Origin of the sequence: Brevundimonas sp., from assembly GCF_035626535.1 — a bacterium.
GTDB lineage: Bacteria > Pseudomonadota > Alphaproteobacteria > Caulobacterales > Caulobacteraceae > Brevundimonas.
Window position 1 is genome coordinate 1 of sequence record NZ_DASPNO010000031.1, and the last position, 25,667, is coordinate 25,667.

General features: G+C 70.6%; 30 protein-coding genes. 16 read left to right on the forward strand and 14 right to left on the reverse strand.

The annotated features are described in order from the left end of the window. The coding region (locus VEC04_RS04560) for a hypothetical protein (RefSeq protein WP_324774291.1) at nt 1-206 on the reverse strand (206 nt) is incomplete at its 3' end. An 82-nt stretch (nt 207-288) separates the two neighbouring features. Between VEC04_RS04560 and VEC04_RS04565 the strand changes: the two genes are divergently transcribed. The 13 genes from VEC04_RS04565 to VEC04_RS04625 all read left to right on the forward strand — a co-directional run bounded on the left by VEC04_RS04565 (nt 289) and on the right by VEC04_RS04625 (nt 12,588). Further along, entirely contained in the window at nt 289-600 is a 312-nt protein-coding gene (locus VEC04_RS04565) for a YerC/YecD family TrpR-related protein (RefSeq protein ID WP_324774293.1), read from the forward strand. A gap of 9 nt (nt 601-609) precedes the next feature. Beyond that, nucleotides 610-1,491 (forward strand): ATP phosphoribosyltransferase, encoded by an 882-nt coding sequence (hisG, locus tag VEC04_RS04570; protein WP_324774295.1) that lies wholly within the window; start codon nt 610-612, stop codon nt 1,489-1,491. Continuing rightward, on the forward strand, nt 1,491-2,798 hold the full coding sequence (gene hisD, locus VEC04_RS04575; RefSeq protein WP_324774297.1) for a histidinol dehydrogenase: 1,308 nt from the start codon (nt 1,491-1,493) through the stop codon (nt 2,796-2,798). Before hisG ends, hisD begins: the two co-directional genes overlap by 1 nt. Further along, nucleotides 2,795-4,234 (forward strand): imidazoleglycerol-phosphate dehydratase HisB, encoded by a 1,440-nt coding sequence (gene hisB / locus VEC04_RS04580; RefSeq protein ID WP_324774300.1) that lies wholly within the window; start codon nt 2,795-2,797, stop codon nt 4,232-4,234. The genes hisD and hisB overlap by 4 nt, the downstream gene beginning before the upstream one ends. Further along, nucleotides 4,231-4,830 carry an imidazole glycerol phosphate synthase subunit HisH gene (hisH, locus tag VEC04_RS04585; RefSeq protein ID WP_324774302.1) on the forward strand — a complete coding sequence of 200 codons (600 nt, stop codon included), beginning with the start codon at nt 4,231-4,233 and terminating at the stop codon, nt 4,828-4,830. Before hisB ends, hisH begins: the two co-directional genes overlap by 4 nt. A 52-nt stretch (nt 4,831-4,882) precedes the next feature. Then, on the forward strand, nt 4,883-5,617 hold the full coding sequence (hisA, locus tag VEC04_RS04590; protein ID WP_324774304.1) for a 1-(5-phosphoribosyl)-5-[(5-phosphoribosylamino)methylideneamino]imidazole-4-carboxamide isomerase: 735 nt from the start codon (nt 4,883-4,885) through the stop codon (nt 5,615-5,617). After that, a complete protein-coding gene (hisF, locus tag VEC04_RS04595) occupies nt 5,614-6,381 on the forward strand; it encodes an imidazole glycerol phosphate synthase subunit HisF (protein ID WP_324774306.1) in 768 nt (255 codons plus the stop codon). Before hisA ends, hisF begins: the two co-directional genes overlap by 4 nt. A 151-nt stretch (nt 6,382-6,532) precedes the next feature. Further along, nucleotides 6,533-7,171 (forward strand): bifunctional phosphoribosyl-AMP cyclohydrolase/phosphoribosyl-ATP diphosphatase HisIE, encoded by a 639-nt coding sequence (gene hisIE, locus VEC04_RS04600; protein ID WP_324774308.1) that lies wholly within the window; start codon nt 6,533-6,535, stop codon nt 7,169-7,171. 15 nt (nt 7,172-7,186) lie between these two features. Continuing rightward, nucleotides 7,187-8,647: a glucose-6-phosphate dehydrogenase gene (zwf, locus tag VEC04_RS04605; RefSeq protein ID WP_324774310.1), complete on the forward strand. Its 1,461-nt coding sequence runs from the start codon at nt 7,187-7,189 to the stop codon at nt 8,645-8,647. Beyond that, the gene (gene pgl, locus VEC04_RS04610) at nt 8,640-9,347 is read left to right on the forward strand and encodes a 6-phosphogluconolactonase (protein ID WP_324774312.1); all 708 of its coding nucleotides are present in this window, start codon (nt 8,640-8,642) and stop codon (nt 9,345-9,347) included. Before zwf ends, pgl begins: the two co-directional genes overlap by 8 nt. Further along, entirely contained in the window at nt 9,347-11,236 is a 1,890-nt protein-coding gene (gene edd / locus VEC04_RS04615) for a phosphogluconate dehydratase (RefSeq protein ID WP_324774314.1), read from the forward strand. Before pgl ends, edd begins: the two co-directional genes overlap by 1 nt. 25 nt (nt 11,237-11,261) lie before the next feature. Next, nucleotides 11,262-12,239 (forward strand): glucokinase, encoded by a 978-nt coding sequence (gene glk / locus VEC04_RS04620; protein ID WP_324774315.1) that lies wholly within the window; start codon nt 11,262-11,264, stop codon nt 12,237-12,239. 88 nt (nt 12,240-12,327) lie between these two features. Beyond that, nucleotides 12,328-12,588: a hypothetical protein gene (locus tag VEC04_RS04625; protein ID WP_324774317.1), complete on the forward strand. Its 261-nt coding sequence runs from the start codon at nt 12,328-12,330 to the stop codon at nt 12,586-12,588. A gap of 48 nt (nt 12,589-12,636) precedes the next feature. On the opposite strand, the gene VEC04_RS04630 is transcribed toward VEC04_RS04625, so the two are convergent. From VEC04_RS04630 to VEC04_RS04665, 8 genes are all read right to left on the reverse strand, one after another. Continuing rightward, nucleotides 12,637-13,368: a DUF1295 domain-containing protein gene (locus tag VEC04_RS04630; RefSeq protein ID WP_324774319.1), complete on the reverse strand. Its 732-nt coding sequence runs from the start codon at nt 13,366-13,368 to the stop codon at nt 12,637-12,639. Between the two features lie 39 nt (nt 13,369-13,407). Then, on the reverse strand, nt 13,408-13,806 hold the full coding sequence (locus VEC04_RS04635; RefSeq protein ID WP_324774321.1) for a hypothetical protein: 399 nt from the start codon (nt 13,804-13,806) through the stop codon (nt 13,408-13,410). Next, nucleotides 13,803-15,101, reverse strand: a complete 1,299-nt coding sequence (gene hmgA, locus VEC04_RS04640; protein WP_324774323.1) for a homogentisate 1,2-dioxygenase — start codon at nt 15,099-15,101, stop codon at nt 13,803-13,805. The genes VEC04_RS04635 and hmgA overlap by 4 nt, the downstream gene beginning before the upstream one ends. Before the next feature lie 70 nt (nt 15,102-15,171). Then, the gene (locus tag VEC04_RS04645; RefSeq protein ID WP_324774325.1) at nt 15,172-15,522 is read right to left on the reverse strand and encodes a hypothetical protein; all 351 of its coding nucleotides are present in this window, start codon (nt 15,520-15,522) and stop codon (nt 15,172-15,174) included. 18 nt (nt 15,523-15,540) lie between these two features. Further along, entirely contained in the window at nt 15,541-16,659 is a 1,119-nt protein-coding gene (locus VEC04_RS04650; RefSeq protein WP_324774327.1) for an acyl-CoA dehydrogenase, read from the reverse strand. A gap of 140 nt (nt 16,660-16,799) precedes the next feature. Beyond that, entirely contained in the window at nt 16,800-17,984 is a 1,185-nt protein-coding gene (locus VEC04_RS04655; RefSeq protein ID WP_324774329.1) for an acyl-CoA dehydrogenase family protein, read from the reverse strand. Between the two features lie 71 nt (nt 17,985-18,055). Further along, the gene (locus tag VEC04_RS04660) at nt 18,056-18,676 is read right to left on the reverse strand and encodes a hypothetical protein (protein ID WP_324774331.1); all 621 of its coding nucleotides are present in this window, start codon (nt 18,674-18,676) and stop codon (nt 18,056-18,058) included. A 40-nt stretch (nt 18,677-18,716) separates the two neighbouring features. Beyond that, the gene (locus VEC04_RS04665; RefSeq protein WP_324774333.1) at nt 18,717-18,974 is read right to left on the reverse strand and encodes an Lrp/AsnC ligand binding domain-containing protein; all 258 of its coding nucleotides are present in this window, start codon (nt 18,972-18,974) and stop codon (nt 18,717-18,719) included. A gap of 46 nt (nt 18,975-19,020) precedes the next feature. On the opposite strand from VEC04_RS04665, the gene VEC04_RS04670 reads away from it, so the two are divergent. Then, nucleotides 19,021-19,839: an alpha/beta hydrolase gene (locus VEC04_RS04670; protein ID WP_324774335.1), complete on the forward strand. Its 819-nt coding sequence runs from the start codon at nt 19,021-19,023 to the stop codon at nt 19,837-19,839. 57 nt (nt 19,840-19,896) lie between these two features. Here VEC04_RS04670 and VEC04_RS04675 read toward each other — a convergent pair whose 3' ends face one another. The 3 genes from VEC04_RS04675 to VEC04_RS04685 are packed head-to-tail and all read right to left on the reverse strand — an operon-like array spanning nt 19,897 to nt 21,157. Then, nucleotides 19,897-20,193 carry a hypothetical protein gene (locus tag VEC04_RS04675; protein WP_324774336.1) on the reverse strand — a complete coding sequence of 99 codons (297 nt, stop codon included), beginning with the start codon at nt 20,191-20,193 and terminating at the stop codon, nt 19,897-19,899. 35 nt (nt 20,194-20,228) lie between these two features. After that, a complete protein-coding gene (locus tag VEC04_RS04680) occupies nt 20,229-20,783 on the reverse strand; it encodes a hypothetical protein (protein WP_324774338.1) in 555 nt (184 codons plus the stop codon). Continuing rightward, nucleotides 20,780-21,157 carry a hypothetical protein gene (locus VEC04_RS04685; protein WP_324774340.1) on the reverse strand — a complete coding sequence of 126 codons (378 nt, stop codon included), beginning with the start codon at nt 21,155-21,157 and terminating at the stop codon, nt 20,780-20,782. The genes VEC04_RS04680 and VEC04_RS04685 overlap by 4 nt, the downstream gene beginning before the upstream one ends. Before the next feature lie 110 nt (nt 21,158-21,267). Here VEC04_RS04685 and VEC04_RS04690 point away from each other — a divergent pair, with 110 nt between their 5' ends. Together VEC04_RS04690 and VEC04_RS04695 are read left to right on the forward strand one after the other, a co-directional pair. Continuing rightward, entirely contained in the window at nt 21,268-21,939 is a 672-nt protein-coding gene (locus VEC04_RS04690; protein ID WP_324774342.1) for a bifunctional 4-hydroxy-2-oxoglutarate aldolase/2-dehydro-3-deoxy-phosphogluconate aldolase, read from the forward strand. Between the two features lie 83 nt (nt 21,940-22,022). Next, a complete protein-coding gene (locus tag VEC04_RS04695; RefSeq protein WP_324774344.1) occupies nt 22,023-22,286 on the forward strand; it encodes an endonuclease domain-containing protein in 264 nt (87 codons plus the stop codon). Nucleotides 22,287-22,376: 90 nt separating this feature from the next. Here the strand turns inward: VEC04_RS04695 and VEC04_RS04700 are convergent, their stop codons facing one another. Both VEC04_RS04700 and VEC04_RS04705 read right to left on the reverse strand, forming a co-directional pair. Further along, nucleotides 22,377-25,208, reverse strand: a complete 2,832-nt coding sequence (locus VEC04_RS04700) for a pitrilysin family protein (protein WP_324774346.1) — start codon at nt 25,206-25,208, stop codon at nt 22,377-22,379. Nucleotides 25,209-25,277: 69 nt separating this feature from the next. Continuing rightward, the coding region (locus VEC04_RS04705; RefSeq protein ID WP_324774348.1) for a PfkB family carbohydrate kinase at nt 25,278-25,667 on the reverse strand (390 nt) is incomplete at its 5' end.

The window sequence follows — 25,667 nt, forward strand, 5'->3', positions numbered from 1 at the left end:
TTGGCGACTGATGATCTGGCGGGAGAACCTCGACAAGTATGCCGACGAGCCGCCAGAGCCGCTCGAATGGTTTCGGCCACCGCTGCTTCCTCCCCACCCAACCGGAACGCCTCTTCCATCGGAATCAGACGGCTGAGCGCATCAACGCCGGCCTCTATCATTGCCTCGGTAATCTCGATTTCGTCCGGCCTGTCACGCGGCTGCATATCTACATCTCCCTCTTGGTACGTCAAGTGCATAATCCCCGGCCGCTTGACCGTTCCACTGTTACATCATAGTGGAACGGTCATGATCGACTCCCTCCCCCGCAACGCCGCCGCCACCGCCCGTAGCCGCGTCGCCCTCTACGACGCCCTCCTGTCGCTGAAGACGCGCGACGAGGTCGACGCCTTCCTCGCTGACCTGTGCACGCCGTCGGAGGTGCGCGCCTTCGCCGAGCGCTGGGAGGTCGCCCGGCTGCTCGACGCCGGCGGCAGGTCGTACCGCGAGATCGCCGCCGAGGCCCAGGCCAGTCCGACCACGGTCGTGCGGGTCGCCCGCTTCCTCAAGGAAATGCCGCACCAGGGCTACCGCCTCGTGCTGGACCGCCTGAAAGCGTGAGTTGAGATCATGAGCACCGTTCAGGGGCGGCTGCGTATCGCCGTCCAGAAATCCGGCCGTCTGGCCGACCGCAGCCTCGACCTCGTCCGCGACGCCGGCCTGCGCGTGGTCAAGGGAAACAACGATCTTCTCTACCGGGTCGAGAACTATCCCATCGACCTGTTGCGCGTCCGCGATGACGACATTCCGACATTCGTCGCCGACGGCGTCTGCGATCTCGGCATCGTCGGCGAGAATGTGCTGGAGGAGGCCCGTAACGGCGGCCCCGTGGCCGAGGTGATCATGCCACTCGGCTTCGGCCGCTGCACCCTCAAGATCGCCGTGCCCGCGTCGCTGGCCTACGACAATCCGGCCTCGCTTGAGGGCCAGCGCGTCGCCACCTCCTATCCGAAGATCCTGCGCCGCTGGCTCGACGAGCAAAACGTCCGCGCCGAGATCGTCACCATGCGCGGCGCCGTCGAGGTCGCGCCCCGCCTCAGGCTCGCCGCCGCGATCTGCGACCTCGTCTCCACCGGCGCCACCCTGGAGGCCAACGGACTGGGCGCGCGCGAGACCGTGCTGGAAAGCCAGGCCGTGCTGATCCGATCCCCCGTCCCGGCCGAGCCCGCCCTGCAGCCCCTGCTCGACAGCATCATCGAGCGCATGGCCGGGGTGGTGTCCTCGCAGGGCGCCAAATACGTCATGCTCAACGCGCCCCGCTCTGCCCTCGACCGGATCACCGCCATCCTGCCCGGCGCCGGCTCGCCCACGGTCATGCCCCTGTCCGGCCGCGACGACGCCGTCGCCGTCCACGCCGTCTGCCAGGAGGCGGTGTTCTGGGAGACGCTGGAGAAGCTCAAGGCCGCCGGCGCGTCGGCCATCCTCGTCATGCCGATCGAGAAGATGATGTGATGCGCGTGATCGACTGGAGCACCCTGGACGCCGCCGGCAGGCGCGAGGCCCTCGCCCGCCCGAGCCGCCGCACCGAAGCGCGTGTGACCGACGTCGTGCGCGAGATTTTCGATGACGTGCGCGCCCGCGGCGGCGCGGCCGTGACAGACTGGAGCCTGAAGCTCGACGGCTTCGCGCCTCGCCGCATCGCCGTCACCCCCGAGGCCGTCGCCGCCGCCCGTGACGCCCTGCCGCCGTCGGCCACCCACAGCCTGCGCATCGCCGCCGCGAACGTGCGCGTCTTCCACCAAGCGACCCGCCCGGAGGACACCCCCTTCTTCGAGACTACCCCCGGCGTCCGCTCCCGCCTGGTCTGGCGGCCGATCGGCCGGGCTGGCCTCTACGTCCCGGGCGGTGGCGCGCCCCTGTTCTCCTCATTGCTGATGCAGGCCATCCCGGCCGGGGTCGCCGGCGTGCGCGAGCGCGTCGTCGTCACGCCTCCCGCGAAGGACGGCGGCGTCCACCCCGCCATGATCTACGCCGCCGCCGAGGCCGGTCTGGACGCCCTCTGGCTGATCGGCGGCGCGCAGGCGATCGCCGCCCTGACCTTCGGCGTCGAACTGGACGACGACGAAATCCCCGCCTGCGACAAGCTGTTCGGGCCCGGCAACGCCTGGGTCGCGGAGGCCAAGAAACAGGCCGCCGCCCTGCCGCGCGGCCCCGCCGTGGACATGCCCGCCGGCCCGTCCGAACTGCTGGTCATCGCCGACCGCGACGCCGACCCACAGATCGCCGCCGCCGACCTGCTCAGCCAGGCCGAACACGACGCCGACGCCCAGGTCATTCTCGTCTCCGAAAGCCGCGCCAATATCGACGCCGTCCTCGCCGAGGTGGAGCGCCAGCTCGAAGCCCTGCCCCGGGCCGCTGTCGCCCGCGCCTCGCTGGCCGAAGGCCGCGCCATCCGCGTCCGCGACATCTCCGAGGCGGTCGAGGTGGCCAACCTCTACGCCCCCGAACACCTCGCCCTGCAGACCGTCGACGCCGAGGTCCTCGTCGACCGCATCACCGCCGCCGGCGCGGTCTTCGTCGGTGCCCACGCCGCCGAGACCCTGGGCGACTACGCCGCCGGCCCCAGCCACGTCCTCCCCACCGACGGCGCCGCCCGCACCTTCGGCGGTCTCACCACGGCCAGCTTCATGACCTCCATGTCGGTCCAGTCCGTCAGCGAAGCCGGCGCGCGCCTCCTCGCCCCCGTCGCCGCCCACCTCGCCCGCCTCGAAGGCCTCGAGGGCCACGCGCGGGCGGCCGACCTGAGGAGCGGCCGATGATCACCAACCTCCCGGCCCCCTTCGCCCCGCTGGTCTCCGGCGGCGAAGGCCTCGACCGCTATCCGGCCGAGCCCCGCGCCCTCGCCGCCCGCATGGCCGAGGTCTACGGCGTCGTCGCCGATCGCGTTCTGCCCGTCCGCGGCCTGACCCACGGGCTGGAACTGGTCTTCCGCCTCGCCGCCCGCGACGGCCTCGCCGTCCAGGCGCCGGATGCCGAGCCGTACAGCTCGCTCGCGGCCCTCTACGCCCGGCCCGAGGCCGGGGGCGAACCGGGCGCCATGGTCGTGCGGGGCCTCGGCTCGCCCGAGGCCGTAGCCGAGATGGCGGCGCGTCTCGCCCCGACCCTGTTCGTCATCGACGAGGGGATCGCCGAGTTCGCTGACACGCCGTCCGCCGCGACCCTCCTCGACGCTCACGCCAATCTCGTCGTCCTGCGCAGCCTGTCGCTGGCCTATGGCCTCGCCGGAGTCCGCGTCGGGGCGGCGCTCGCGCAGCCCCGAACCCTCGCCCGTCTCGCTTCCGTGCTTGAGCCCTACGCCCTGCCGGAGGTGTCCATCCGCCTGGCCCTGCAGGTGCTGGACCCCTCACGCGTGATGGAGACGCGGCAGCGGATCGGCCTCGTCCGCGCCGAGCGCGACCGCCTGACCAAAGCCCTCTCCCGGGTCATGTCGGTCGAGTCCGGCTTCGGACCCGTGATTATCGCCCGCCCCTCCGACCCCGACGCGGTCCTCGCCGCCCTCGCCCGCTTCGGCGTAACGGCGGACCTCTCGAGCGAACGCCTGCGCCTCCCGGTTTCCAGCCGGCCCGACAACAACGAGCGCCTGCTCGCCGCGCTCGGCCTCGCCCCGGCTGCCACGCGGCCGCATCGCACCGGCCAGTCCGTCCGCGACACCGTGGAGACCCGCATCGTCTGCGCCGTCGACCTCGACGCGCCCGGGCCGGTCGCCATCGCCACCGGCGTCGGCTTCTTCGACCACATGCTGGAGCAGATCGCGGCGCACGGCGGCTTTTCGCTGCGCCTGTCGTGCGAGGGCGACCTGCACACCGACCCGCACCACACCATAGAGGACTCGGCCATCGCGCTGGGTCAGGCCCTGAAGCAGGCGCTCGGCGAACGCCGCGGCATCGCCCGCTACGGCTTCGTCCTGCCCATGGACGAGGCCAGGGCCTCGGTCTCTATCGACCTTTCGGGCCGGCCCTTTCCGGTCTTCGAGGGAACCTTCAGCACCCCCTTCATCGGCGACTACCGCACCGACCTGACCGCCCACGTGTTCCGCTCGCTGGCCGAACATCTCGGCGCGGCCATCCACGTCTCGGTCACCGGTGACGACGACCACCACAAGACCGAGGCCGTCTACAAGGCCTTCGGCCGCGCGCTTCGTCAGGCCATCCGCGTCGAGGGCGAAGCCGTGCCCAGCACCAAGGGCGTGCTGTGAGCCAGGTCACCGTCGTCTCCTACGGCGCGGGCAACGTCGCCTCCGTCCGGTTCGCGCTGGAGCGGCTCGGCGCCACGGTCCGCCTGACCGCCGAACCGGCCGGGATCGCCGACGCCGAACGTCTGATCCTGCCCGGCGTCGGCGCCGCCGGCTACGCCATGGCCCGGCTGTCCGGCCTCGGTCTGGTCGAGCCGCTCCGCGCCTTCCCACGCCCCCTGCTCGGCGTCTGCCTCGGCCAGCAGCTGCTGTTCGAAACCAGCGAAGAGGGCGGCGTGCCGATGCTCGGCCTCATCCCCGGGACCGTCCGCAGGATGGAGCCCGGCGCCGATCTCCCCGTGCCGCACATGGGATGGTCCGCACTGACCGTCACCCGTCCCGACCCGCTGCTGGAGGGCGTCGGGGACGGCGCCTTCGCATACTTCGTGCACAGCTACGTCTGCCCCGACGGCGAGGCGACCCTCGCCCGCGCCGACTACGGCGTCCCCCTCCCGGCCGTCGTGCGCAGCGTCAACCGCTGGGGCTGCCAGTTCCACCCCGAGCGGTCCGCGGCCGCCGGCGCCCGCATCCTGCGAAATTTTCTCGAGATCGAACCATGACCCTCCGTCGTCGTCATCCTCCGGCGAGGCGCAGCCGGGATCGGGGGACCGCATGATCATCTATCCCGCCATCGACCTGAGGGGCGGCGTCTGCGTGCGCCTGATGCACGGCCGCTTCGACGCCGAGACCCGTTACGACGACGATCCCGCCGCCCGCCTCGCCGCATTCCGCGCCGCCGGCGCCGACTGGGCCCACATCGTCGATCTCGACGGCGCCGAGGCCGGCCGCGCCCTGCAGCACGGCCTGATCGGCGAACTCGCCGCCGCCATCGACGTCCGCATCCAGTCCGGCGGCGGCGTCCGCTCGGCCGACGACATCCAGCGTCTGCTCGAAGCCGGCGTCAGCCGCGTGGTCGTCGGTTCGATGGCTGTCACCGACCCCCCGGCCGTGACCGGCTGGCTGACGCGCTTCGGGCCCGACCGGATCACCCTCGCCCTCGACGTGAGAGCCGACGGTGACCGCTACATCCCAGCCCTCAAGGGCTGGGCGGAAGCCGCCGACATCGATCTCTGGGCCGCCCTCGACCGCTACCCAGCTGGAACCGCCAGGCACCTGCTGGTCACCGACGTCGGCCGCGACGGCGCCCTGACCGGTCCCAATCTCGACCTGCTGGCCGAGATCCACCAGCGCCGCCCCGACCTGTGGCTGCAGGCCTCGGGCGGCGTCGCCGACCTCTCCGACCTGACCGGCGCCCGCTCCGTCGGCGCCTCGGGCGCCATCGTCGGCCGCGCCCTCTACGAAGGCCGCTTCACCCTCGAACAGGCGCTGGAGTCCGCCCGCTCGTGACGGCCCGCCGCATCATCCCCTGCCTCGACGTCAAGGACGGCCGCGTGGTCAAGGGCGTCCGCTTCGAGGGCCACGTCGACATGGGCGAAGCGGCCGACCTCGCCGCCCGCTACCGCGACCAGGGTGCCGACGAACTGGTCTTCTACGACATCACCGCCAGCCCGCAGGGCCGCACCCTCGACTACGGCTGGGTGCGCGACATCGCCCGTCTGCTCGACATTCCGTTCAGCGTCGCCGGCGGCATCCGCTCGGTCGAACAGGCCGGCCGCTGCCTCGACCACGGCGCCGACAAGGTTTCGATCAACTCCCCCGCCCTCGAACGCCCGGACCTGATCTCGGAACTGGCCGCCCGCTTCGGCGCCCAGTCCGTCGTCGTCGGCGTCGACTCGAAGCGTAACGGCGACGACTGGTTCGTGCACCAGTACACCGGCGATCCGGTCACGAGCCGGGGCGCCGGCCGCCGCACCCTCGACTGGATCGTCGAGGCGCAGTCCCTCGGCGCAGGCGAGATCGTCCTCAACTGCATGGACGAGGACGGCGTCCGCCGCGGCTACGACATCGACCAGCTCGCCGCCGCCCGCGCCCGGCTCGCCATTCCCCTCGTCGCCTCCGGCGGGGCCGGCGCGGCCTCGCACTTTCTCGACGTCTTCCAGCAGGCCAATGTCTCCGGCACCCTCGCCGCCAGCGTCTTCCACACCGGCGCGCTCTCCATCCCGGACCTGAAGGCGTTCCTCATCAACTCGGGCGTGGAGGTCAGACCATGACTTTGAAAACCGCTCATCCCGGCGAAAGCCGGGACCCAGTGCTGTCTGGTCTGGCGTGGATGCTTCAGGACGACAGAGCGAACGCACGCCCGACGGAACCGTCACCCGGAGCACCGGGTCCCGGCTTTCGCCGGGATAAGCGGAGATAGAGATGATCGATCCCTCCACCCTCGACTTCGCCAAGGGCCACGGCCTGATCCCCGTCGTCGTCCAGGACGCCGCCACCCTGCAGGTGCTGACGCTGGCATACATGGACCGCGCCGCCCTCGACGAGACCATCGTGTCCGGCGAGGCCACCTTCTTCTCCCGCTCCCGCGGCGGCCGCTGGCGCAAGGGTGAGACCTCCGGCGACCGGCTCCACGTCGTCTCCATCACCCCCGACTGCGACGCCGACGCCCTCGTGCTCAAGGTCCGGCCGGTCGGGAACGCCTGCCACCTGAACCGCGTCAGCTGCTTCGGGTCCGAGGACGCGCCGGGCCTCGGCCGCCTCGCCCGGCTGGAGCAGACCATCGCCGCCCGCGCCGCCGCCGACCCCGCCGAAAGCTGGACCGCCCGCCTGCTCGCCGAGGGTCCCAAACGCGCCGCCCAGAAGGTCGGCGAGGAGGGCGTCGAGACGGCTCTGGCCGGCGCGGCCGGATCCGATGCGGAACTCGCATCCGAGGCCGCGGATTTGATCTATCACCTGCTGGTGTTGCTGCGCGCCCGTCACATGGTGTTTCAGGACGTCCTCGACGTCTTGGCGCAACGCGCGGAAGCGGCCAGACAAACTCCCGGTCAAGCTGGGACCTGAACCTGAGGAGAGCGCATGGCGGCCCTGGTGCTGTTCGGCGGCGGCGGCGACCTCGCCATGAGGATGCTCCTGCCCTCGCTCTACTTCCTCGAGCACGATGGCCTGCTGCCCGACGGCCTCAAGATCATCGGCGCCGCCCGTTCCGACGAGAGCCGCGACGACTATGTCGCCAAGGTGCGGCGGTCGGTCGAGGCCAAGGCGAAGGCCGACGACGCCTGGGCTGACGACGCCTGGGCCCGCATGGAGGCCCGTCTGGATTATCTGGCGGTGGACGCCACCTCGGCCGAAAGCCTCAAGCCGCTCAAGGACAAGGTCGGCGACGGGGCCTGCACCTCCTTCCTCGCCGTCTCGCCCTCGCTCTACGCCCGCATCGTCACCGCCATGCGCGCCGCCGGCCTCGCCGAGCCCGAGGACCGGGTGGTGCTCGAGAAGCCGGTCGGGCGCGATCTCGAGACCTTCCGCCAGATCGACGACGCCGTGGCCGACGCCTTCTCCGAGCATCAGGTCTTCCGCATCGATCACTACCTCGGCAAGGAGACGGTCCAGAACCTGATCGCCCTGCGCTTCGGCAACACCATCTTCGAGCCGTTGTGGAACAACCTCAGCATCGATCACGTGCAGATCACGGTGGGCGAGACGGTCGGCGTCGGCGACCGCTGGCCGTATTACGACGAGTACGGAGCATTGCGGGACATGCTCCAGAACCACATGCTCCAGCTGCTCTGCCTCGTGGCCATGGAGCCGCCGTCCGACCTCGATCCGGACTCGGTCCGCAACGAGAAGGTCAAGGTGCTCCGCTCGCTTCGTCCGATCACCCACGAAGAGGCCGAGCGGGTCACCGTCCGCGGCCAGTACGTCGCCGGAACCGTCGAGGGCGAGGCCGTTGCCGGCTACGACGAGGAGCGCGGCGCGCCTTCGGACACCGAAACCTTTGTCGCGGTCCGCGCCGACATCGACAACTGGCGCTGGGCCGGCGTGCCCTTCTTCATGCGCACCGGCAAGCGCCTGCCCGAGAAGCGCACCGAGATCGTCATCCAGTTCAAGCCGGTGCCGCACTCGATCTTCGACCACGGCGACCGCGGCTCGATCCAGGCCAACCGTCTCGTCATCGAACTCCAGCCCGAGGAGGACATTTCCCTCTCGGTGATGAACAAGAAGCCGGGTCTCGACCAGCGCATGCAGCTGCAGCCGATCCGCATGAGCCTGTCCTGGGGTCAGAACGACCAGACCGCCGCCCCGCCGCGCCGTCGCATCGCCTACGAGCGGCTGCTGCTCGACGCCCTGCATGGCGACTCCACCCTGTTCGTCCGCCGCGACGAGGCCGAGCAGGCATGGAAATGGGTCGACGAGGTCTCCGAGGCCTGGGAGGGCGCGGCCTTCAGGCCGCACGACTATGTGGCCGGAACCTGGGGCCCCGAGGCCGCCGACCTGCTGCTGTCGCGCACCGGCCGCGAGTGGAACTCCGGCGATGCCTGAGATCGAAACCTTCCCCGACGCCGAGGCTTGGGCCGCCGCCTGCGCGCTCCGTCTGGCCGATACCCTGGCTGCGGCCCTCGCAGAGACCGGCAAGGCCGTATTCGCCGGCTCCGGCGGCTCGACCCCGGCCCCGATCTACGCCCGTCTCGCCCTGGCGCCCCTCGACTGGTCGAAGGTCGTCGTCACCCTGGTGGACGAGCGCTACGTCCCGGAAACGTCATCGGACTCCAACGCCGCCCTGCTGAAGCGCGCCCTGCTGACCGGCCGGGCCGCGGCCGCCCGCTTTATCCCCCTCTACAGTTCTCAGGTCACCATCGACCGGGCCGCCGCCGTGGCCGCCCACGCCCTCGCCGCCGAGGGCGGGCGCATCGACGCAGCTCTTCTCGGCATGGGCGAGGATGGCCATATCTGCTCCATGTTCCCCCAGAATCCCGCCCTCAAGTCGCTACTCAGTCCGGCGCTTCGTCCCACCGTGTTCGGCGTCGCCGCCGGCCGCGACGGCATGCCGCCCTCGCTCGAGCGTCTGTCCATCAACATCCCCTACCTGACCGGCGCCCGCCGCCTCGTCCTCGCCCTGTCCGGTGCGAAGAAGCGCGACGTGTTCGAGCGGGAGGCTGCCGGCGATCCGAACACCCATCCGATCGCCGCCCTCATTGCTCACGGCGCGCCGCTGGAAGTCCTCTGGACGGAGGCCGCGTAATGGCCCAACTCAATCCTGTCGTCGCCGAGGTCACCGCCCGCATCGTCGAGCGATCGCGCCAGAGCCGCGCCGACTACCTGCGCCGCATGGACGCCGCCGCCGCCTCCGGCGTGGCCCGGGCCAAACTCAGCTGCGCGAACTGGGCCCACGCCTTCGCCGGCCAGCCCGTGCGCGACAAGCTCGTCGCCATGGGGGGCCAGCAGCCGAACGTCGGCATCGTCACCGCCTACAACGACATGCTCTCGGCCCATACGCCGTTCGAGCGCTTCCCGGCCATCATCCGCGAGGCGGCGCGGGAAGCCGGCGCGACGGCCCAGGTCGCCGGCGGCACGCCTGCCATGTGCGACGGCGTCACCCAGGGCCGCCCCGGCATGGAGCTGTCGTTGTTCAGCCGCGACGTCATCGCCCTGTCCACCGGCGTGGCCCTGACCCACGACGCCTTCGACGCGGTCATCTGCCTCGGCGTCTGCGACAAGATCGTGCCCGGCCTGTTCATGGGCTCGCTGGCGTTCGGCCACCTGCCCGTGGTCTTCGCCCCCGCCGGTCCCATGCCCTCGGGCATCCCGAACGCGGAGAAGGCCCGCGTCCGCGGCCTCTACGCCCAGAACAAGGTCGACCGGAAAACCCTGCTGGAAAGCGAGATCGGCTCCTACCACTCGCCCGGCACCTGCACCTTCTACGGCACCGCCAACTCCAACCAGATGATGATGGAGCTGGCCGGGCTGCACATGCCCTCGACCGCCTTCGTCCACCCCGAGACCGGCCTGCGCGACGCCCTCACCGCCGCCGCCGCCAAACGCGCCGTCGAGCTGGCCCGCAACGGCGAGGGCCGTATGGCCGACGTCATCGACGAGAAGTCCGTGGTCAACATGATCGTGGCCCTGCTGGCCACCGGCGGCTCGACCAACCACGCCATCCATCTCGTGGCCATGGCCCGCGCGGCCGGCATCCTGATCGACTGGACCGACATGGACCAGTTGTCCTCGGTCACTCCGCTGCTCGCGCGGGTCTATCCCAACGGTTCGGCCGACGTGAACGCCTTCCAGGCCGCCGGCGGCGTCGCCTTCGTGGCCCGCGAACTGGCGGAGCACGGCCACGTCCACGCTGACGTCCAGACCATCATGGGCCCCGGCATCCATCACTATTTCCAGGAGCCGTCGCTGGTCGACGGCGAGCTGGTCTGGCGCGACGGCGTCGCTGAAAGCCTCGACGCGGACATCCTCCGCCCCGCCTCCGATCCCTTCGACCGCGAAGGCGGACTGCGCCTCGTCCAGGGCGACCTCGGCCGCGCCGTCATCAAGGTCTCGGCGGTCAAGCCGGAGAACCGCGTCATCGAGGCTCCCGCCGCCGTCTTCGAAACCCAGGAGGACGCGCTTCAGGCCTTCAGGGACGGCAAGCTCGACCGCGACGTGGTCGTGGTGCTGCGCTTCCAGGGGCCGAAAGCCAACGGCATGCCCGAACTGCACAGCCTGTCGCCGGCTCTCGGCGTGCTGCAGGACAAGGGCTTCAAGGTCGCCTTCGTCACCGACGGCCGCATGTCCGGCGCCTCGGGCAAGACCCCCGCCGCCATCCACGTCTCGCCCGAGGCCCTTGCCGGCGGAATGCTGTCCCGCGTCCAGGACGGCGACATCATCCGGCTCGATCCCGAGGCAGGGGTGCTGACCACGGTCGGCATCGATCTGTCCGCGCGCCCGGCGGCGGAGCGTTCCGCGGATCACGCCGGCGGCTCCGCCTGGGGATATGGCCGCGAGCTGTTCGGCGCCTTCCGCCACGTGGTCTCGACCGCCGAGGAGGGCGCCTCCATCTGCTTCGCCGGTCCGGTCGGCGGCTCGGCATGGAACGACCGCCAGCCCGATCCGAACCTCGTCGACCGCGCGGTCGACGCCTGATGGCCCGCCCGCAGGAGACCGCCGCATGACCGTCAACTGGGACAAGACCCTTCTCGTCGGCGACGTCGGCGGCACCAACGCCCGCTTCGCCATCGCCCACATGATCAACGGCAAGCCGGTGCTCGAGCACCACGAGAGCTTCAAGGGCGCCGACCACCCCACCTTTCTCGGCGGCGTGAAGGCCTTCATCGACGGCTGCGACGTCAAGCCGACGTCGGGCGTCATCGCCGTGGCCGGCCCGGTCACCGACGGCGCCATCGACCTGACCAACTCGCCTTGGCGCGTGTCCGAAGAAGAGCTCGGCACGCTCGGCCTCGATCCGGTGCGCCTGATCAACGACTTCGAGGCCCTGGCCTGGGGCGCGCCGGTCGTGCCCCGGGAGGAGCTGGCGTCGCTCGGCGGCCCTGAGGAGGGCGACCCCCACTCGACCATCGCCGTGCTCGGCCCAGGCACCGGGTTCGGCGTTTCGGCCCTCGTCCGCGACGCCCGCGGCAATGAACTGGCCATGCCGTCCGAGGGCGGCCACGCCTGTTTCGCGCCCGGCGATCCCGTCGAGGACGAGATCCTGCGCATCCTGCGACGCCGCTACGACCGCGTCTCCATCGAGCGGCTGATCTGCGGCCCCGGCCTGCTCAACATGCACCGCGCCCTGGCCGAGATCGACGGGCGCGAAACCCACATCGACGATCCGGCCCAGATCACCCAGGAAGCGCTCGAGGACTACAACAGCCCGTGCGGCGCCACCCTCGCCCGCTTCTGCGCCATCCTCGGCGCCGTGGCCGGCGACATCGCCCTGACCACGGGGGCGCGCGGCGGCGTCTACATCGCCGGCGGCATCGCCCCGCGCATCCTGCCCTTCCTGCAGGCGAGCCCTTTCCGTGAACGGTTCGAGCGCAAGGGCCGATTCACCGACTACATGGCGGCGATCCCCACCCACGTTATCCTGCACAAGCATGCGGCGCTGCTCGGAGCCGCCCGGGTGGCCTTCTCGCAGGCCGGATAGGTCGGAGTCTCACGCATCGCTCACGCGGGCGTGAACCAAATTCGAAGCGGCGCATTATCCGGGCTCCACTGTGGAAGGAACTCCCTCAATGCGTAAGCTGATCATCGCCTCCGTCGCCGCCTTCGCCTTCGCCGGCCTCGCCGCCTGCAACAGCCCGGCCGACAACGCCGCCGAGGAAAAGGCTGACGGCCTGGAGCAGCAGGCTGACGCCGCTACCAGCGAGTCGCAGGAAACCGCGCTCAACGAGCAGGCCGATGCGGCCGAGCAGCAAGGCGGCAACGCCGACGGCGGCATGACCACCGAAAACACTCCCAACACCTCGCCGTCGACGGCGAACCCGGGTCAGTAAGACGGATGACCGCGGGCGCTCATGACGCCCGCGTGAAACGTCGAACGGTCAGCCCCCGTCGCTCACGCGGCGGGGGTTTTCCGTCTTCGCCCAGCGGGCCAGCGCCCACGTCAGGAAGACCGGCCCGATCAGCGACCACCGGCCCGGCCCGGTCTCGGCGGCGATCAGGAACAACCCCCACCACACCGCCAGGTCGCCGAGATAGTCGGGCCGGTTCAACCACCGCCGCGCCCAGCCCATGGCGGCGGTGGCGGCCGGCGTCTTCCGGGCCGCCGTCAGCCTGAGCGCCCCCCAGCCTTCGAGGCCTATGCCCAGAACGGCGAGCATCGCGCCCGTCCAGCCGATCCAGCCGACCGGCGGGAGGAAGTCGACCTGCCCCAGCTGCACCGGCAAGGACGTCAGCCAGATCAGAGCGCCCTGCGGCAGGAAGCAAAGCAACAGCCGGATGCGGGCCGGGCGCCAGCCCCGCCGGGCGGCCAGATCCTCCGCCACGGCGGCGTAGCGCGCGTCCGCCACGGCGCGCGCGGTTCGCGAGAGCCGCCGCCACGCCTGCGGCAGCGCCCAGAGCGCCACCAGCCACAGCAGTAGCCCCTTGCGGACCGGGTCGGCCTCGGTGAGGAGAAAGGTCACGCCCGCCAGCGCCGCCATGCCCAAGGGCCACGCGGCGTCGACGAAGCCGATTCCCGCCCGCCGCAGCGACAGCGCCCACAGGCCCGCCGCCGCCGCCAGCGTCAGGCCCAGGTTCAGGCCCAGCAGGGCGGCGATCTCAGCCAGGTTCATGAGGCGGAAACGCCGCCGTTCGCCGCCGGATGCATCGTCTCAGTCGACGCAGATCGTCGCTTCGGCCTTGCCGCCCTCGACCGTGGTGTAGCAGCCGAACCGGCTGCTTGTGGCCTGGCACTGGCCGACCGCGGCGGTTCCGGCGTGCGGCGTCCCGGCGGCGTCCTCGATCCGGCAATCGCCCTGGCAGTCGTCGCCGTCGGTGCAGCGGCGCCCGGCGTCGCTGTAGGACACGACGCACTGCAGCGTCTGCATCCGCCCCTGCGGCAGCATCTTGCCGCCGCGTTGCGCGCAGTCCGCCGCGGCGGCGGCCGGAGTCTGGGCCGCTTGCGTCTCGGTCGCCGGAGCCGCCTGGACCAGATCGGTCTTGCCGCCGTTGGCCGGCATCGGCTGACAGGCGGCGGCGAACAGGGCCGCCAGAATCACGAGGCGCTTCATTTCACTCGGCCCTTTTCGAACCCGGTCCAGACGTCGTCGTAGTCGAGCTGCATCGTCGGCGAGGTTTGCGCCCATTCCGTGGTGCGGATCGGCATCCGGGTCTCGAACATGAAGGCCAGGGTGTTTTCGATCTTCACCGGCTTCAGCTCCGCGCTGACAGCCTTGTCGTAGGACGCCTGATCCGGCCCGTGCCCGCTCATGCAGTTGTGCAGGCTGGCCCCGCCGGGCGCGAAGCCGCCTTCCTTGGCGTCGTATTCGCCGTGCACCAGCCCCATGAACTCGCTCATCACGTTGCGGTGGAACCACGGCGGCCGGAAGGTGTCCTCGGCCACCATCCAGCGGGGCGGGAAGATCACGAAGTCGGCGTTGGCCGTCCCCGGCGTGTCGCTCGGAGACGTCAGGACCGTGAAGATCGACGGGTCCGGATGGTCGAAGCTGACCGTCCCGATCGTATTGAATCGCGCCGTGTCGTATTTGTACGGCGCGTAGTTGCCGTGCCAGCCGACCACGTCCAGCGGGCTGTGATCGAAGGTCGTGCTGTACAGCCGCCCGCCGAATTTCTGCACGCACTCCGTCTGCCGGTCGACGTCCTCGAAGGCCGCCACGGGGGTCTGAAAATCCCTCGGATTGGCCAGGCCGTTTGAGCCGATCGGCCCCAGGTCCGGCAGCCGGAACGCCGCGCCGTAGTTCTCGCAGACGTAGCCCCGCACCGGCCCGGTCACCTCGACCTGGAACCGCACCCCGCGCGGGATGACCACGATTTCGCCGGGCCGCGCATCGATGCGTCCCATCTCCGTGACAAAGGCGTGTTCGCCCTGCTGCGGCACGATCAGCAGCTCGCCGTCGGCGCAGTAGAACACCCGGTCGGTCATCGACCGGTTGGCCGCATACAGATGTATCCCGGTCCCGAGACCCGCCTCCGGATCCCCGTTGCCGCCGTAGGTCACCAAGCCCTCGATCCAGTCGGTCGGCTCGCCCGGGATCGGCAGTGGGTCCCAGCGCATCCGGTTCGGCGACGGCGGCGCCTCGTGGAACGGCCCCGACCGCACCAGCCCCTGCCCGAACGGCCTGTAGGCCGGATGCTGCGCCGACGGTCTCAGCCGGTACAGCCACGAGCGCCGGTTCTCGCTGCGAGGGGCCGTGAACGCCGTCCCCGACAACTGTTCCGCATAGAGCCCCAGCGGATGCCGCTGCGGCGAGTTCCGCCCCTCCGGCAGCGCCCCGGCCACCGCCTCGGTCGAGAAATGATTGCCGAACCCCGGCATATAGGCAGGCGCGTTGGTCCGCGTCGTCATGGTGCGTCGTCTCCCGTGGGACGAGGTTTACCCGCCCCATCCACGGGCTGCCACCCTCGTCGCGCGCCGTTCAGGATTCGGTCGTTTCCAGCCGGATCGGAATCCGGACCTTCAAACCGATCGCGGAGCTACCGTCCTGCAGGCGGGTGTTGTGCCGCACGAACCGGGTCAACCCGACCGCATAGGCCGTCACGCGTTGGTCGGCCGGTGCCGGCGGCTGGACTTTGCAATCGTCAATACGGCCGTCGTTCACCACGGTGCACAGCAGGACCACTTCACCCTGGGGTGACCAGTCGGTATGCGCGGGCCGTCTCATCTCTTCTGGCGTGGGGATCCGCTCCCATTCCGGTCGCACGATGACGCCGTTCACCACCTGCGGCTCCTGCGCGGCGAAGGCGGCGGCGGCGGCGAGTACAGTCAACAGCATCCGCCCACAGTGTCAGAACCCCTGGCTTCGCGCCATCCGCTCGTGATGGAAGCCGGCATCCCCCAGCAGTTCGTTCAGCACCCGCACCCGCTTCATGAACAAGCCGACGTCGAACTCGTCGGTCATGCCGACGCCGCCGTGCATCTGCACCGCCTCCTGCACCGCCAGTTCGGCGACGCGGCCCGCCTTGGCCTTGGCTACCGACACGGCCAATCCGGAATTCTCCCGCCCCGCGTCGAGCGCTTGCAGCGCGCCCATCACCGCCGCCCGGGCGATTTCGAGCTCAGAGAACAGATGCGCCGCCCGGTGCTGCAGCGCCTGGAACTCGCCGATGAATTTACCGAACTGCTTGCGGGTCCGCAGATACTCGAGCGTTGTCTGGAACGCCTGATCCCCGGCCCCGGTCAGCGACGCCGCCGCGCACGCCCGGCCCAGGTTCAGCGCCCCCTCCAGCAGCGCCTCTCCGCCCTCGACCGAACCGATCAAGGCGTCCGCGTCGACTTCCACGTCGGTCAGAGTCAACCGCGCCGCATTGTGCGCATCGACCATCACCGTCCGTTCGACCGCCACACCGTCCGTGGACGGATCGACGAGGAACAGGCCCACCCCCTCGTCCGTCCGCGCCGCCACGATCAGGGCGTCGGCGACGTGGCCATCCAGCACAAACCCCTTGGCCCCGTTCAGCTTGAACCCGTTGCCCGACCGCCCGGCCATGGCCGTCATCCGCGCGGGCGCGTGCTTCGGCCCCTCGTCCACGGCCAGCGCCACGATCGCCTCGCCCGCGGCGATCCTCGGCAGCCACGCCGCCTGCTGCTCGCCCGAGCCGCCCTTCAGCACCGTCGCCGCCAGCACGCCTGAGCCCATGAAGGGCGACGGCGTCAGCGTCCGCCCCAGAGCCTCGGCCACGACTCCCGCCTCGACCGCACCCAGGCCGGAGCCGCCGTGTTCCTCAGCGATTACAACTCCCGCGAATCCCATCTCGCCGAAGGCCCGCCACAGCTCGCGCGACACCCCGTCCGGATCGCGGCTGTCGCGCAGTTTCCGCAGATGCGGGATCGGCACGTTCTCGCTCAGGAAGCCGTCCGCGGCCTCCTTCAGCATGGCTTGCTCTTCAGTCAGGATCAGCGGCATCCGCTCTCTCTTCCTCGTCATCCTCGGGCTTGACCCGAGGATCAGATTATCCGTCGCACGGCGCCCGACTTGCGATCACCGCGCTCGCCGCTCCGTCTGACCCTCGGGTCAAGCCCGAGGGTGACGACGGAGTGTTGTGCCTACGCCCCCGGCAGTTGCAGCAGGTGTTTGGCGATGATGTTCAGCTGGATTTCGCTGGTCCCGCCCTCGATGGAGTTGGCCTTCGTCCGCAACCAGTCGCGCGCCATCGCTCCGTCGCGGGACCGCTGGCCCTCCCACTCCAGCGCGTCCGATCCGCCCGCCGACATCAGCAGCTCATGCCGCCGCTTGTTCAGCTCCGACCCGTAATATTTCAGCACGGAGGCGATGGCCGGATGGGCCTGCCCGGCCTTGGCCAGATCGCCCGTTCGCTCCATGGCCAGCCGGAACGCCGCCGCGTCCACCTCCAGTTCGGCGATCCGGGCCCGCAGCATCGGCTCGTCCAGCCGCCCGTCGTCGTCCAGCCCGATCGACCCGGTCGCCACCTGTCCCAGCGGCCGCCCGCCGGCGATCTCGCCCATGGCCCCGATCATGGTCCGCTCGTGCGCCAGCAGATGCTTGGCCACGTCCCAGCCGCGATTCAGCGGGCCGACGAGGTTGGCCTTTTCCACCCGCACGTCGTCGAAGAAGGTTTCGCAGAACGGGCTCTTGCCGCTGATCAGGGTGATCGGCCGCGTGCTGACACCCGGCGTCGCCATGTCGAACAGCACGAACGAGATGCCCAGATGCTTCGGCGCTTCCGGGTCCGTCCGCACCAGGCAGAAGATCCAGTCCGCCTTGTCGGCGTAGGACGTCCACACCTTCTGCCCATTGACGATCCAGTGGTCGCCGCGATCCTCGGCCCGCGTCTGGATTGCGGCAAGGTCGGACCCCGCCCCCGGCTCGGAATAGCCCTGGCACCAGCGGATTTCGCCGCGCACGATCTCCGGCAGGAAGCGCCGCTTCTGTTCCTCGGTCCCGAACTGCAGCAGCGCCGGCCCCAGCATCCACACCCCGAAACTGGCCAGCGGCGACTGCGCATCGATGCGGCGCATCTCCGACGCCAGCACCTTGGCCTCCTCGCGGCTCAGCCCCCCGCCGCCGTAGTCCTTCGGCCATTCCGGCGCCGTCCAGCCGCGCGCGCCCATCCGCTCCAGCCAGACCTTGTGCGCCGGCGTCGGAAAGGTCGCGTTGCGCCCGCCCCACACCCGGTCCTCGTCGCTGGCCACCGGCCCGCGGCACTCGGCCGGGCAGTTCGCCTCCAGCCACGCCCGCGTCTCCGCGCGGAAGATTTCCAGATCGGTCATTCGCGCCTCCGTCGGAAGAAGCTAGCAGGCCCCTCCCGCTGACGCAGGGTCAGGTTCGCCAGAAATATCGCTCAGTAGATCGCGTCGTAGGTCCAGCCGGTCAGCCCGATAAGGTGCAGGCCCAACTCTCGCACGGGCCCTTCGCGCGGGCTCCAGCGGTCCACGAACCGATAGCCTTCGGGTCCGGCGGACTCGAGAATCCACTGCGCGCCGTCCAGCCCGAGATCGCAGTCCCTTGGCCTCTGGGCCAGGGCGCCCGTCGTCTCCAGCACCCGGGCCACGGCGGCGCTCTCTTCCGCGGACAGGCGTCGTTCGATCCGTCGCGTGACGCCCCCGGGGTCATAGCCGCCCTTTCCCGACAACTCGGTCGCCGTCATCAGCACCCCGCCGTCCGTCGTCGGGTTCAGGCGGATCACCACCGGCGCATGAAAGGACCTCAGCCAGGTGAAGCGCAGCGCCGGCCGCGACCCGTCAAAGATCGGCGACTCTCCCGCGGCGCGCAGGTGGCGGCCGTACCAGCCCGCCCGGTGCTCATCCATGACCTCGGCTTCGCGGAACCCGAGGGCGCAGGCCACGGTCGCGTCGTGCAGTGCTTGCGGGAAATAGGCCGTGCCGTCCTGTCCCAGCTTGCCCGCCAGCAAGGCGAGGCCGATCAGGCCGGCGGAAATCGGAAACGCGACGCCCTGGATCATGGTCCCCTCCTCCGGAGTCCAACCCCGACAGGCTGGCGCGTCAGCGTCCGCCCGGCAAGAACGGCGAGAAGGTGATCACCGTGAAGGTGTCCCGGATGTTGGCCCGCGTCTGCACCGACCGCGTCACGAAGGTCCCGATGTCCAGGTCCTTCGGCAGCTGGAACTTGGCCAGCAGATCGTACTGGCCCGAGGTCGAATAGACCTCCGAGACGTGCTCGACATTGTCGACGACATCCGCCGCCACGTCGTTGGCGTGGCCCAGCTCGCATTTGATGAAGACGAAGATGGCGGTCATCATGGCGGCGGTCCTCCCGGGTGTCGGGGGTTGTCTAGCGGATGACGGCGTGACGGGTAAGGGCGAAGCGGCGATCGACCTCGAGGCCGAATACAACAACCGCGCCCGCGTGCCTGACCACCAGGCGGTGATGCTGCGCTGGCGCGCCGCCGCCGCCGCCGCCCGCGCCGCCCATCCGCCGCTGGAGATCGCCTACGGCCCCGGCGAGCGCGAGGTCATGGACCTGTTCCCGGCCGGTGACGACGCGCCCGTGGCCGTCTTCCTGCATGGCGGCTACTGGCAGGCGCTCGACCGCAGCTGGTTCTCCGGCCTCGCCCCGGCGCTGCTCGCCCACGGCGTCAGCCTCGCCATCCCCTGCTACGACCTCGCCCCCGCCGTCCGCCTCGGCCAAATCCTGCGTCAGGTCCGCGCCGCCACCGACACCGTGCGCGCCCGCACCGGTGTGCGCCCCGTCGTCTTCGGCCACTCCGCCGGAGGCCACATGGCCGCCTGCATGCTGTCCGAAGGCCGCGCCTCGGCCGCCGTCGCCCTCAGCGGAATCTTCGACCTCGCTCCCCTGATCCCGACCTCGCTCAACGTCGCCCTGCGTCTCGACGAGGCCGAGGCCGCCGCCCTCAGCCCCGTCCACTGGCCGGTCCCCGACGGCTCCACCCCCGGCGGCACGGTGCTCGACTGCCTCGTCGGCGGCGACGAGAGCCCCGAGTTCCTGCGCCAGTCGCGCATGATGGCCGACCTGTGGGGCGCGCGGGGCGTCGAGACCCGCTACGAAGCCCTGCCCGGTCTCAACCACTTCACCGTCCTCGACCCGCTGTTCGACGTGGACAGCGGCGTGGTCGAACGGATCGCCGCGCTGGCGAAGGCCGGCTGAACGCCAACGGGCCGCCCCCCTCAGGAGCGGCCCGCCCGTCTCACGTCGTCTGCGCGTCTAGCGCTGCGTCTCGGTGTTCTCGACCGCGATGCCGTCCTCGCCGGCGCGGACGGAGGTCTGCTCGGTCGTCGTGGTCGCGCCATCGACGGTGTCGCGGGTCTCGGCGGCCACGTTCCCCGCCGCGTCCTGGGTCGCGTTGGCGGCGTCGCCGGCCGTGTCCGCTACCGCGGAGCCCGCATCCTGGACGGTTTCTCCGGCGTTGTCGGCGGCGTTGTCGGCCTCCTGCTGGGTGCAGGCGGCCAGCGGCGCGGCGGCGAAGGCGGCGATCAGGGCGAGGCGTGTCAGGGTGTTCATGGAAGTCTCCTTCTGGGGTTGCGAAGAGGGGCTCATCATTGCCGCGGCGGAACGGCCTGGCCGGCCACGTTGCCGACGGCGCCGACCGTATTGTCGACCACGCCTCCGGGCTGCAGCGTGGTGTTGGCCACTCCACCGACCGTATCGACGGTGTTGTCGACCGTGGTCAGCAGCCGTTCCAGAATCTCCGGATTGCGGTCGATTGTGGTCAGCGTCCGGTCGATGATCTGCCTCACGTTGTCGAGCCGCACCTTCAGCAGCACCTGGGCCTCGACGCCCTTGATGGTCACCTTGACGTTGTCGATGGTGACGTCGGCGCCGGCCTTCAGGAACAGCAGATTGGCCAGCCGCGCCTCCAGGGCCAGATGGGCCTCGAGATTTTCCACCTCGATGGTGATCTCCTCGACCGACAGGTTCGGCACGTCCAGCAGCACGTCCGGCTCGGCCGAGGGATCGGTCGGCGCCGTGTAGCTCTGGCTCGACAGCGGCTCGACCGGCGGAACCTGCGAGGGCGGCGGGGTCTGGGCGGCTGCCGCGCCGGCGCAGAACAGAACTGCGGCGGCCGCGCCGCCCGTCAGCAAGAGCTTCATTCCGGGTCTCCTTCGGGGGTTGCAGTCGCCGACGGCGCGCCGGCCTCAATCTCGATCCGGGGCGGCGGGGCCGCGATCGTCGCCGCGGCGCGCAACCGCCATCCGACGTTGCGGAATGTCCGCTGGCCGGGGATCGGCCGCGGCAGGCCGGTGCTCAGATTCTCCTCGATGATCGCGCCGGTCGGCTCGCTCCACGCCCGCACCGAGATCGATCCGACCTGCCGCCAGCGGATCTCGTCCGCACGGGCCGTGATCGACAGCTCGATATCCGGCGGCGCGGCGACTTCCGAAACCGGCGCGGGTTCAGGCGGGGGCGGAGGCGCGCTCTGCGGCGCCGAGCCGAGCAGCAAAAGTGACAGGAAGGTGGCGGTCATCGGCTCAGGAAACCGTCTGCCGCCGCTCCGGTTCCGTCGCAGGGATTGATCGCCCCACGTCTTGACGCGCGCGATGCAACGGTCAAGTCAGGACGGACAGGAGCCATCCCATGCCCCACGACCGCCTCGCCGTTCTCACCGCCCTCGAGACCCAGGGCGTGGCCCCGGTCTTCTATCACCCGGACCCCGAGGTCAGCCTCAACGTCATCCGCGCCTGCGCCCGCGGCGGGGCCAGGGCCGTCGAGTTCACCAACCGCGGCGACTTCGCCTGCGACCTGTTCGGCGACATCGCCCGCGAGCTGCAGCGCACCGACCCGGACGTCATCCTGGGCATCGGTTCGGTCGTCGACGCCGGCACGGCCTCGCTCTATCTCAACCGCGGGGCCCGCTTCGTGGTCAGCCCCTGCCTGGTCCCCGAAGTCGCCCGCGTCTGCAACCGGCGCATGACCGCGTATTTCCCTGGCTGCGGCTCCGTCACCGAGATCGGTCAGGCCCACGAGCTGGGCTGCGAGATCGTCAAGCTGTTCCCCGGCGCCAGCGTCGGCGGCCCCGACTTCGTCAAGGCCGTGCTCGGCCCGATGCCGTGGACCAAGATCATGCCGACCGGCGGCGTCGACCCCGACGAGGCCAGCATCGCGAAATGGTTCGGCTCCGGCATCGTCGCCGCCGGCATGGGCTCGAAACTGGTCACAGACGCTGCGGTGAAAACCGGCGACTGGGCCGGCATCGAGGCGAACGTCCGCAAGACGGTGGACGCGATAGCGGCGTTCCGGGCCGGCTGATCAACCTCCGATAGGAAGCCTCTGGCCTTTCCTCCCCGTTGCGCAGCAATGGGAAGGGGGACCGCGAAGCGGTGGAGGGGCTGGTGGCTTCAGATCCGATCATCTACCAGCGCGCTGCCAGAATGCGCCGCCATATGACGCCGCCCGAAGCGCGGCTCTGGCGCGGCCTGAAGGGCCACAAACTCAACGGCCTCAAATTCCGCCGTCAGCATTCGGCGCATGATCGTAGAAGGGAGGCTTGGCTGGAAGCGCGCGGGGTGACGCCTGTGCGCTACCCCGCCCTCTCAAGCCGCGACAATCTGGACGGCGTTCTTGCAGGTATCCAAGCGGCGGCGGGTGGTCGGTAGCGGGGCTGGGTCAACCAGCCCCTCCACCGCTTCGCGGTCCCCCTCCCCACGCCGAAGCGCGGGGAGGAAAAGCGATCCGGCCGGCGGTCCCTACAGCCCCAGCGTCGGGCTGTTCAGATCCAGCTCCGAGGACGGGATCACCACCACGTCCGGATAGGCGGCCCGGAGCGCGTCGATGAACATCGACGACTCGCCGACCACGACGACGTAGGCCTGCTCCGAGCTGACCGCCTGCGCCGCCGCCATCAGGCTCGCGGGATCGGTGGCGTTGATCTTCGCCGGATAGGCCTCGATCTCGCTCAGCGGCAGGCCGTAGGTGACCGCGTCGGCGAGAAAGCCGCCCAGTCCGCCGGTCGTCTCGAGGTTCCGCGAGAAGGCGCCGGTCAGGTAGGTCTCCCGGTCGGTCACCGCCTGATCGTCCACGGCCTCGGTGCGCAACCGGTCGAACTCGGCCAGCACCAGGCCGACCACCTCGGCGGCGCTCTCGTTCTTGGTCTGGGTCGCGGCGGTCAGCAGCCCGCCGTCGACCCGCGAGCCGAGCGACGAACTGGCGCCGTAGGACAGGCCGCGCTTGGCCCGGATCTCCTGGAACAGGTGGCCGTTCTGCCCGCCGCCGATGATGCTGTTGGCGACCGCCAGCGGATACCAGGCCGCGTCGGCGCGGCGCGGGCTGCGCACCGCCGCCGTCACGGCCGCCTGTCCGGCGCCCGGCAGATCGACCACCACGATGCGCGGCGGCGGGACCTCGCCCGCGCGGGCTGGCGCTGCCGGAGCGGCGCCGGCCGGCGCCGACCAGCCGCCGAAGGTCTTCTCCGCGAAGGCGAAAGCCTCGTCGGGCGTCATGCCGCCGGTGACGATCAGCGTCGCGTTGTCGGGCCTCCACCAGCGAGCGTGGAAGGCGGTGACATCCTCGCGGGTCAGCCGCGCCAGGCTCTCCGGCGTGCCGCTCGCCGGCCGCCCATAGGCCGCGCCGCCGTAGGCCAGACGGTTCAGCACCAGCGAGGCCAGCGGTCCCGGTTGGCGCAGGTTGACGGTCAGGGCGTTGATCCCCTGCGTCCGGCTGCGCTCCAGCTCCTCGGCTGCGAAGGCCGGCTCCATGACAACGTCGGCGACCACCTCGCCCACCGCGTCGGCCGAAGCGATCGGGGCCGAGACGAACAGGGTGGTGTTGTCCGCGCCCGCGCCGCCGCCGATGTTGGCGCCCAGCGCCTCCAGCGTGCGGGCGATCTCCGGAGCCGAGCGTCCGCCGGCGCCCTGCGTCGCCAGACCGGCGGTCATCGAGGCCAGGCCGGCGCGGTCGTCCGGATCCGCCGCCGCCCCGCCCGCGATGACCAGCTGGGCGTTCATGATCGGCAGTTCGGTCGACTTGGCCGCGATCACCCGCAGGCCGTTGGACAGGCGGCGCTCGACCACCTGCGGCGTCGCCATGGTCCGGGCCTCGCCCAGCGCCGGCGGGGCCATGCGCTGACCTTCGGGCAGCAGTTCGTTGGGCGGCAGGATCGCCGGCGGCACGGTCAGGAAGGTCGGCATCGGCGCCGGATTGCGCCAGCTGTCCTCGGGCACGCCCGCGGGCCGAGCGCTCTCGTCCTGATAGCGCAGCGACACCCGCGCCTGATCGTTCAGATACGTCCGCGCCACGCGCTGCACGTCTGCGGCGGTCACCGCCTGCACCGCCGCCAGATGCTCGTCCGGCGCCTTCGGATTGTTCTCGCTGACGATCGCCTGTCCGAGGATGAAGGCCCGGCCCGAGGCGGTCTCGCGCTGGCGAAGTGCGCCCGCCACGATCTCGGTCTTGGCCTCGGCCAGTTCGGCGGCCGTAACCGGCTCGTCGCGCATCCGGGCCAGTTCGCGATCCAGCGCCGCCTCCACGTCGGCGATGGCCTTGCCGCGCGCCACGACCGCCGAGACGGTGATTGAGCCGTCCTCTTCATTGCTGCCGACGCCGAAGCCGGCGTTCGAGGCCAGCTGGCTACTGTAGACCAGCGACTGGTACAGCCGCGAGCTCTCGCCTTGCGACAGGATGGCCTGCATCACGTCCAGCGCCGCCGCGTCCGGATGATTGGCCGGCACGCCCGGATAGATGATCCCCACCGCCGGCAGCGGCACATTGGGCGCATAGGCGTCGACCATCCGCGGCGCCGTACGCGGCGTCTCCACCGGCCGCTCCAGCACCGGCACGGGGCGCGACGGATTCTGGATGCCGGCGAAATACTGGTCGACCCAGCGGTCCAGCTGGGCCGGATCGAAATTGCCCGAGACGATCATCGTCGCCGTAGCCGGACGATAGTAGGCCTCGTGGAAGGCCCGCGCGTCCTCGATCCGCGCCGAGTTCAGCTCCTCCAGCGAGCCGATCACGCTGCGCCGATAGATGCTCTCGTCGAAGGCGTTGTCGCCGATCACGAAGCGCTGGAAGCGGCCGTAGGGTGGGGCCAGAACGCGCTGGCGCAGCTCCTCCTGGACGATCGAGCGCTCGGTGTCGAACACCTCCTGGTCGACCACCGGCCGCGCCATCCGCTCGGCGTGGGTCCACAACATCGTCTCCAGATACTGCGGAGGCACCGTCTCGTAGTAGTTGGTGAAATCCTGCCCGGTCGAGGCGTTGCGGCTGCCTCCGGCGTTCTCGACCATGGTCGAGATATGTCCGTACGGCAGGTTGACCGTCTTGCGGCTCAGGATGTGCTCGAACAGGTGGGCGAAGCCGCTGCGGCCCTGCGGGTCGTCCTTGCCGCCGACGTCGTACCACAGCGTCACCGTGACGGTGCCCGCTGCAGGATCGGGCATGGCGTAGACGTCCAGCCCGTTGGCCAGTTCGCGATGGGTGTACTCCAGCGGCGGCACGCTGATCGGCGCGGCCGTCTGGGCGAACACGGGCGAGGCGAGGGCCAGCAACGAGGCCCCCAAAAGCGCGGCGGTGCGGGTCATGTGGGCAGTCCCCCGGTATCAGGTCTGAACAGAGGACCGGACCCTATCAGCGGCGCGCCCCGCCCCAAGTTACGACGCGGTAATGATCGTCTCGACCTCGGTCCGGGTCGGCAGCGAGGGCTGGGCCCCCGGCCGCGTCGCCGCCAGCGCCCCCGCCGCGCAGGCGAAGCGCAGCGCCGCCTCCGGCTCCATCCCCTCCAGCAGCGCCACGCAGATCGCCCCGACGAAGGCGTCGCCCGCCCCCGTCGCGTCCACCGCCGTCACCCTCGGCGGCGCGGCGCGGGCGATCTCGGCCCCGCGCTGGTGCATCACCGCGCCCTCGGCGCCCAGGGTCGTCACCACCCGGCCGCCGCCCTGATGCAGCGCCTCGCCGTAGAAGGCCGCCTCCGTCTCGTTGACCACGATCAGGTCAGCACGCCGCAGAAGCTGGTCCGACACAGGTCCCGCGGGCGCCAGGTT

Excerpts from the sequence above, each read along its gene's own strand:
- VEC04_RS04565 (WP_324774293.1), top strand. The coding sequence starts at position 289 with ATGATCGACTCCCTCCCCCGCAACGCCGCCGCCACCGCCCGTAGCCGC.
- hisG (WP_324774295.1), top strand. The coding sequence starts at position 610 with ATGAGCACCGTTCAGGGGCGGCTGCGTATCGCCGTCCAGAAATCCGGC.
- hisD (WP_324774297.1), top strand. The coding sequence starts at position 1,491 with ATGCGCGTGATCGACTGGAGCACCCTGGACGCCGCCGGCAGGCGCGAG.
- hisB (WP_324774300.1), top strand. The coding sequence starts at position 2,795 with ATGATCACCAACCTCCCGGCCCCCTTCGCCCCGCTGGTCTCCGGCGGC.
- hisA (WP_324774304.1), top strand. The coding sequence starts at position 4,883 with ATGATCATCTATCCCGCCATCGACCTGAGGGGCGGCGTCTGCGTGCGC.
- hisIE (WP_324774308.1), top strand. The coding sequence starts at position 6,533 with ATGATCGATCCCTCCACCCTCGACTTCGCCAAGGGCCACGGCCTGATC.
- zwf (WP_324774310.1), top strand. The coding sequence starts at position 7,187 with ATGGCGGCCCTGGTGCTGTTCGGCGGCGGCGGCGACCTCGCCATGAGG.
- pgl (WP_324774312.1), top strand. The coding sequence starts at position 8,640 with ATGCCTGAGATCGAAACCTTCCCCGACGCCGAGGCTTGGGCCGCCGCC.
- edd (WP_324774314.1), top strand. The coding sequence starts at position 9,347 with ATGGCCCAACTCAATCCTGTCGTCGCCGAGGTCACCGCCCGCATCGTC.
- glk (WP_324774315.1), top strand. The coding sequence starts at position 11,262 with ATGACCGTCAACTGGGACAAGACCCTTCTCGTCGGCGACGTCGGCGGC.
- VEC04_RS04625 (WP_324774317.1), top strand. The coding sequence starts at position 12,328 with ATGCGTAAGCTGATCATCGCCTCCGTCGCCGCCTTCGCCTTCGCCGGC.
- VEC04_RS04630 (WP_324774319.1), bottom strand. The coding sequence starts at position 13,368 with ATGAACCTGGCTGAGATCGCCGCCCTGCTGGGCCTGAACCTGGGCCTG.
- VEC04_RS04635 (WP_324774321.1), bottom strand. The coding sequence starts at position 13,806 with ATGAAGCGCCTCGTGATTCTGGCGGCCCTGTTCGCCGCCGCCTGTCAG.
- hmgA (WP_324774323.1), bottom strand. The coding sequence starts at position 15,101 with ATGACGACGCGGACCAACGCGCCTGCCTATATGCCGGGGTTCGGCAAT.
- VEC04_RS04650 (WP_324774327.1), bottom strand. The coding sequence starts at position 16,659 with ATGCCGCTGATCCTGACTGAAGAGCAAGCCATGCTGAAGGAGGCCGCG.
- VEC04_RS04655 (WP_324774329.1), bottom strand. The coding sequence starts at position 17,984 with ATGACCGATCTGGAAATCTTCCGCGCGGAGACGCGGGCGTGGCTGGAG.
- VEC04_RS04660 (WP_324774331.1), bottom strand. The coding sequence starts at position 18,676 with ATGATCCAGGGCGTCGCGTTTCCGATTTCCGCCGGCCTGATCGGCCTC.
- VEC04_RS04665 (WP_324774333.1), bottom strand. The coding sequence starts at position 18,974 with ATGATGACCGCCATCTTCGTCTTCATCAAATGCGAGCTGGGCCACGCC.
- VEC04_RS04675 (WP_324774336.1), bottom strand. The coding sequence starts at position 20,193 with ATGAACACCCTGACACGCCTCGCCCTGATCGCCGCCTTCGCCGCCGCG.
- VEC04_RS04680 (WP_324774338.1), bottom strand. The coding sequence starts at position 20,783 with ATGAAGCTCTTGCTGACGGGCGGCGCGGCCGCCGCAGTTCTGTTCTGC.
- VEC04_RS04685 (WP_324774340.1), bottom strand. The coding sequence starts at position 21,157 with ATGACCGCCACCTTCCTGTCACTTTTGCTGCTCGGCTCGGCGCCGCAG.
- VEC04_RS04690 (WP_324774342.1), top strand. The coding sequence starts at position 21,268 with ATGCCCCACGACCGCCTCGCCGTTCTCACCGCCCTCGAGACCCAGGGC.
- VEC04_RS04700 (WP_324774346.1), bottom strand. The coding sequence starts at position 25,208 with ATGACCCGCACCGCCGCGCTTTTGGGGGCCTCGTTGCTGGCCCTCGCC.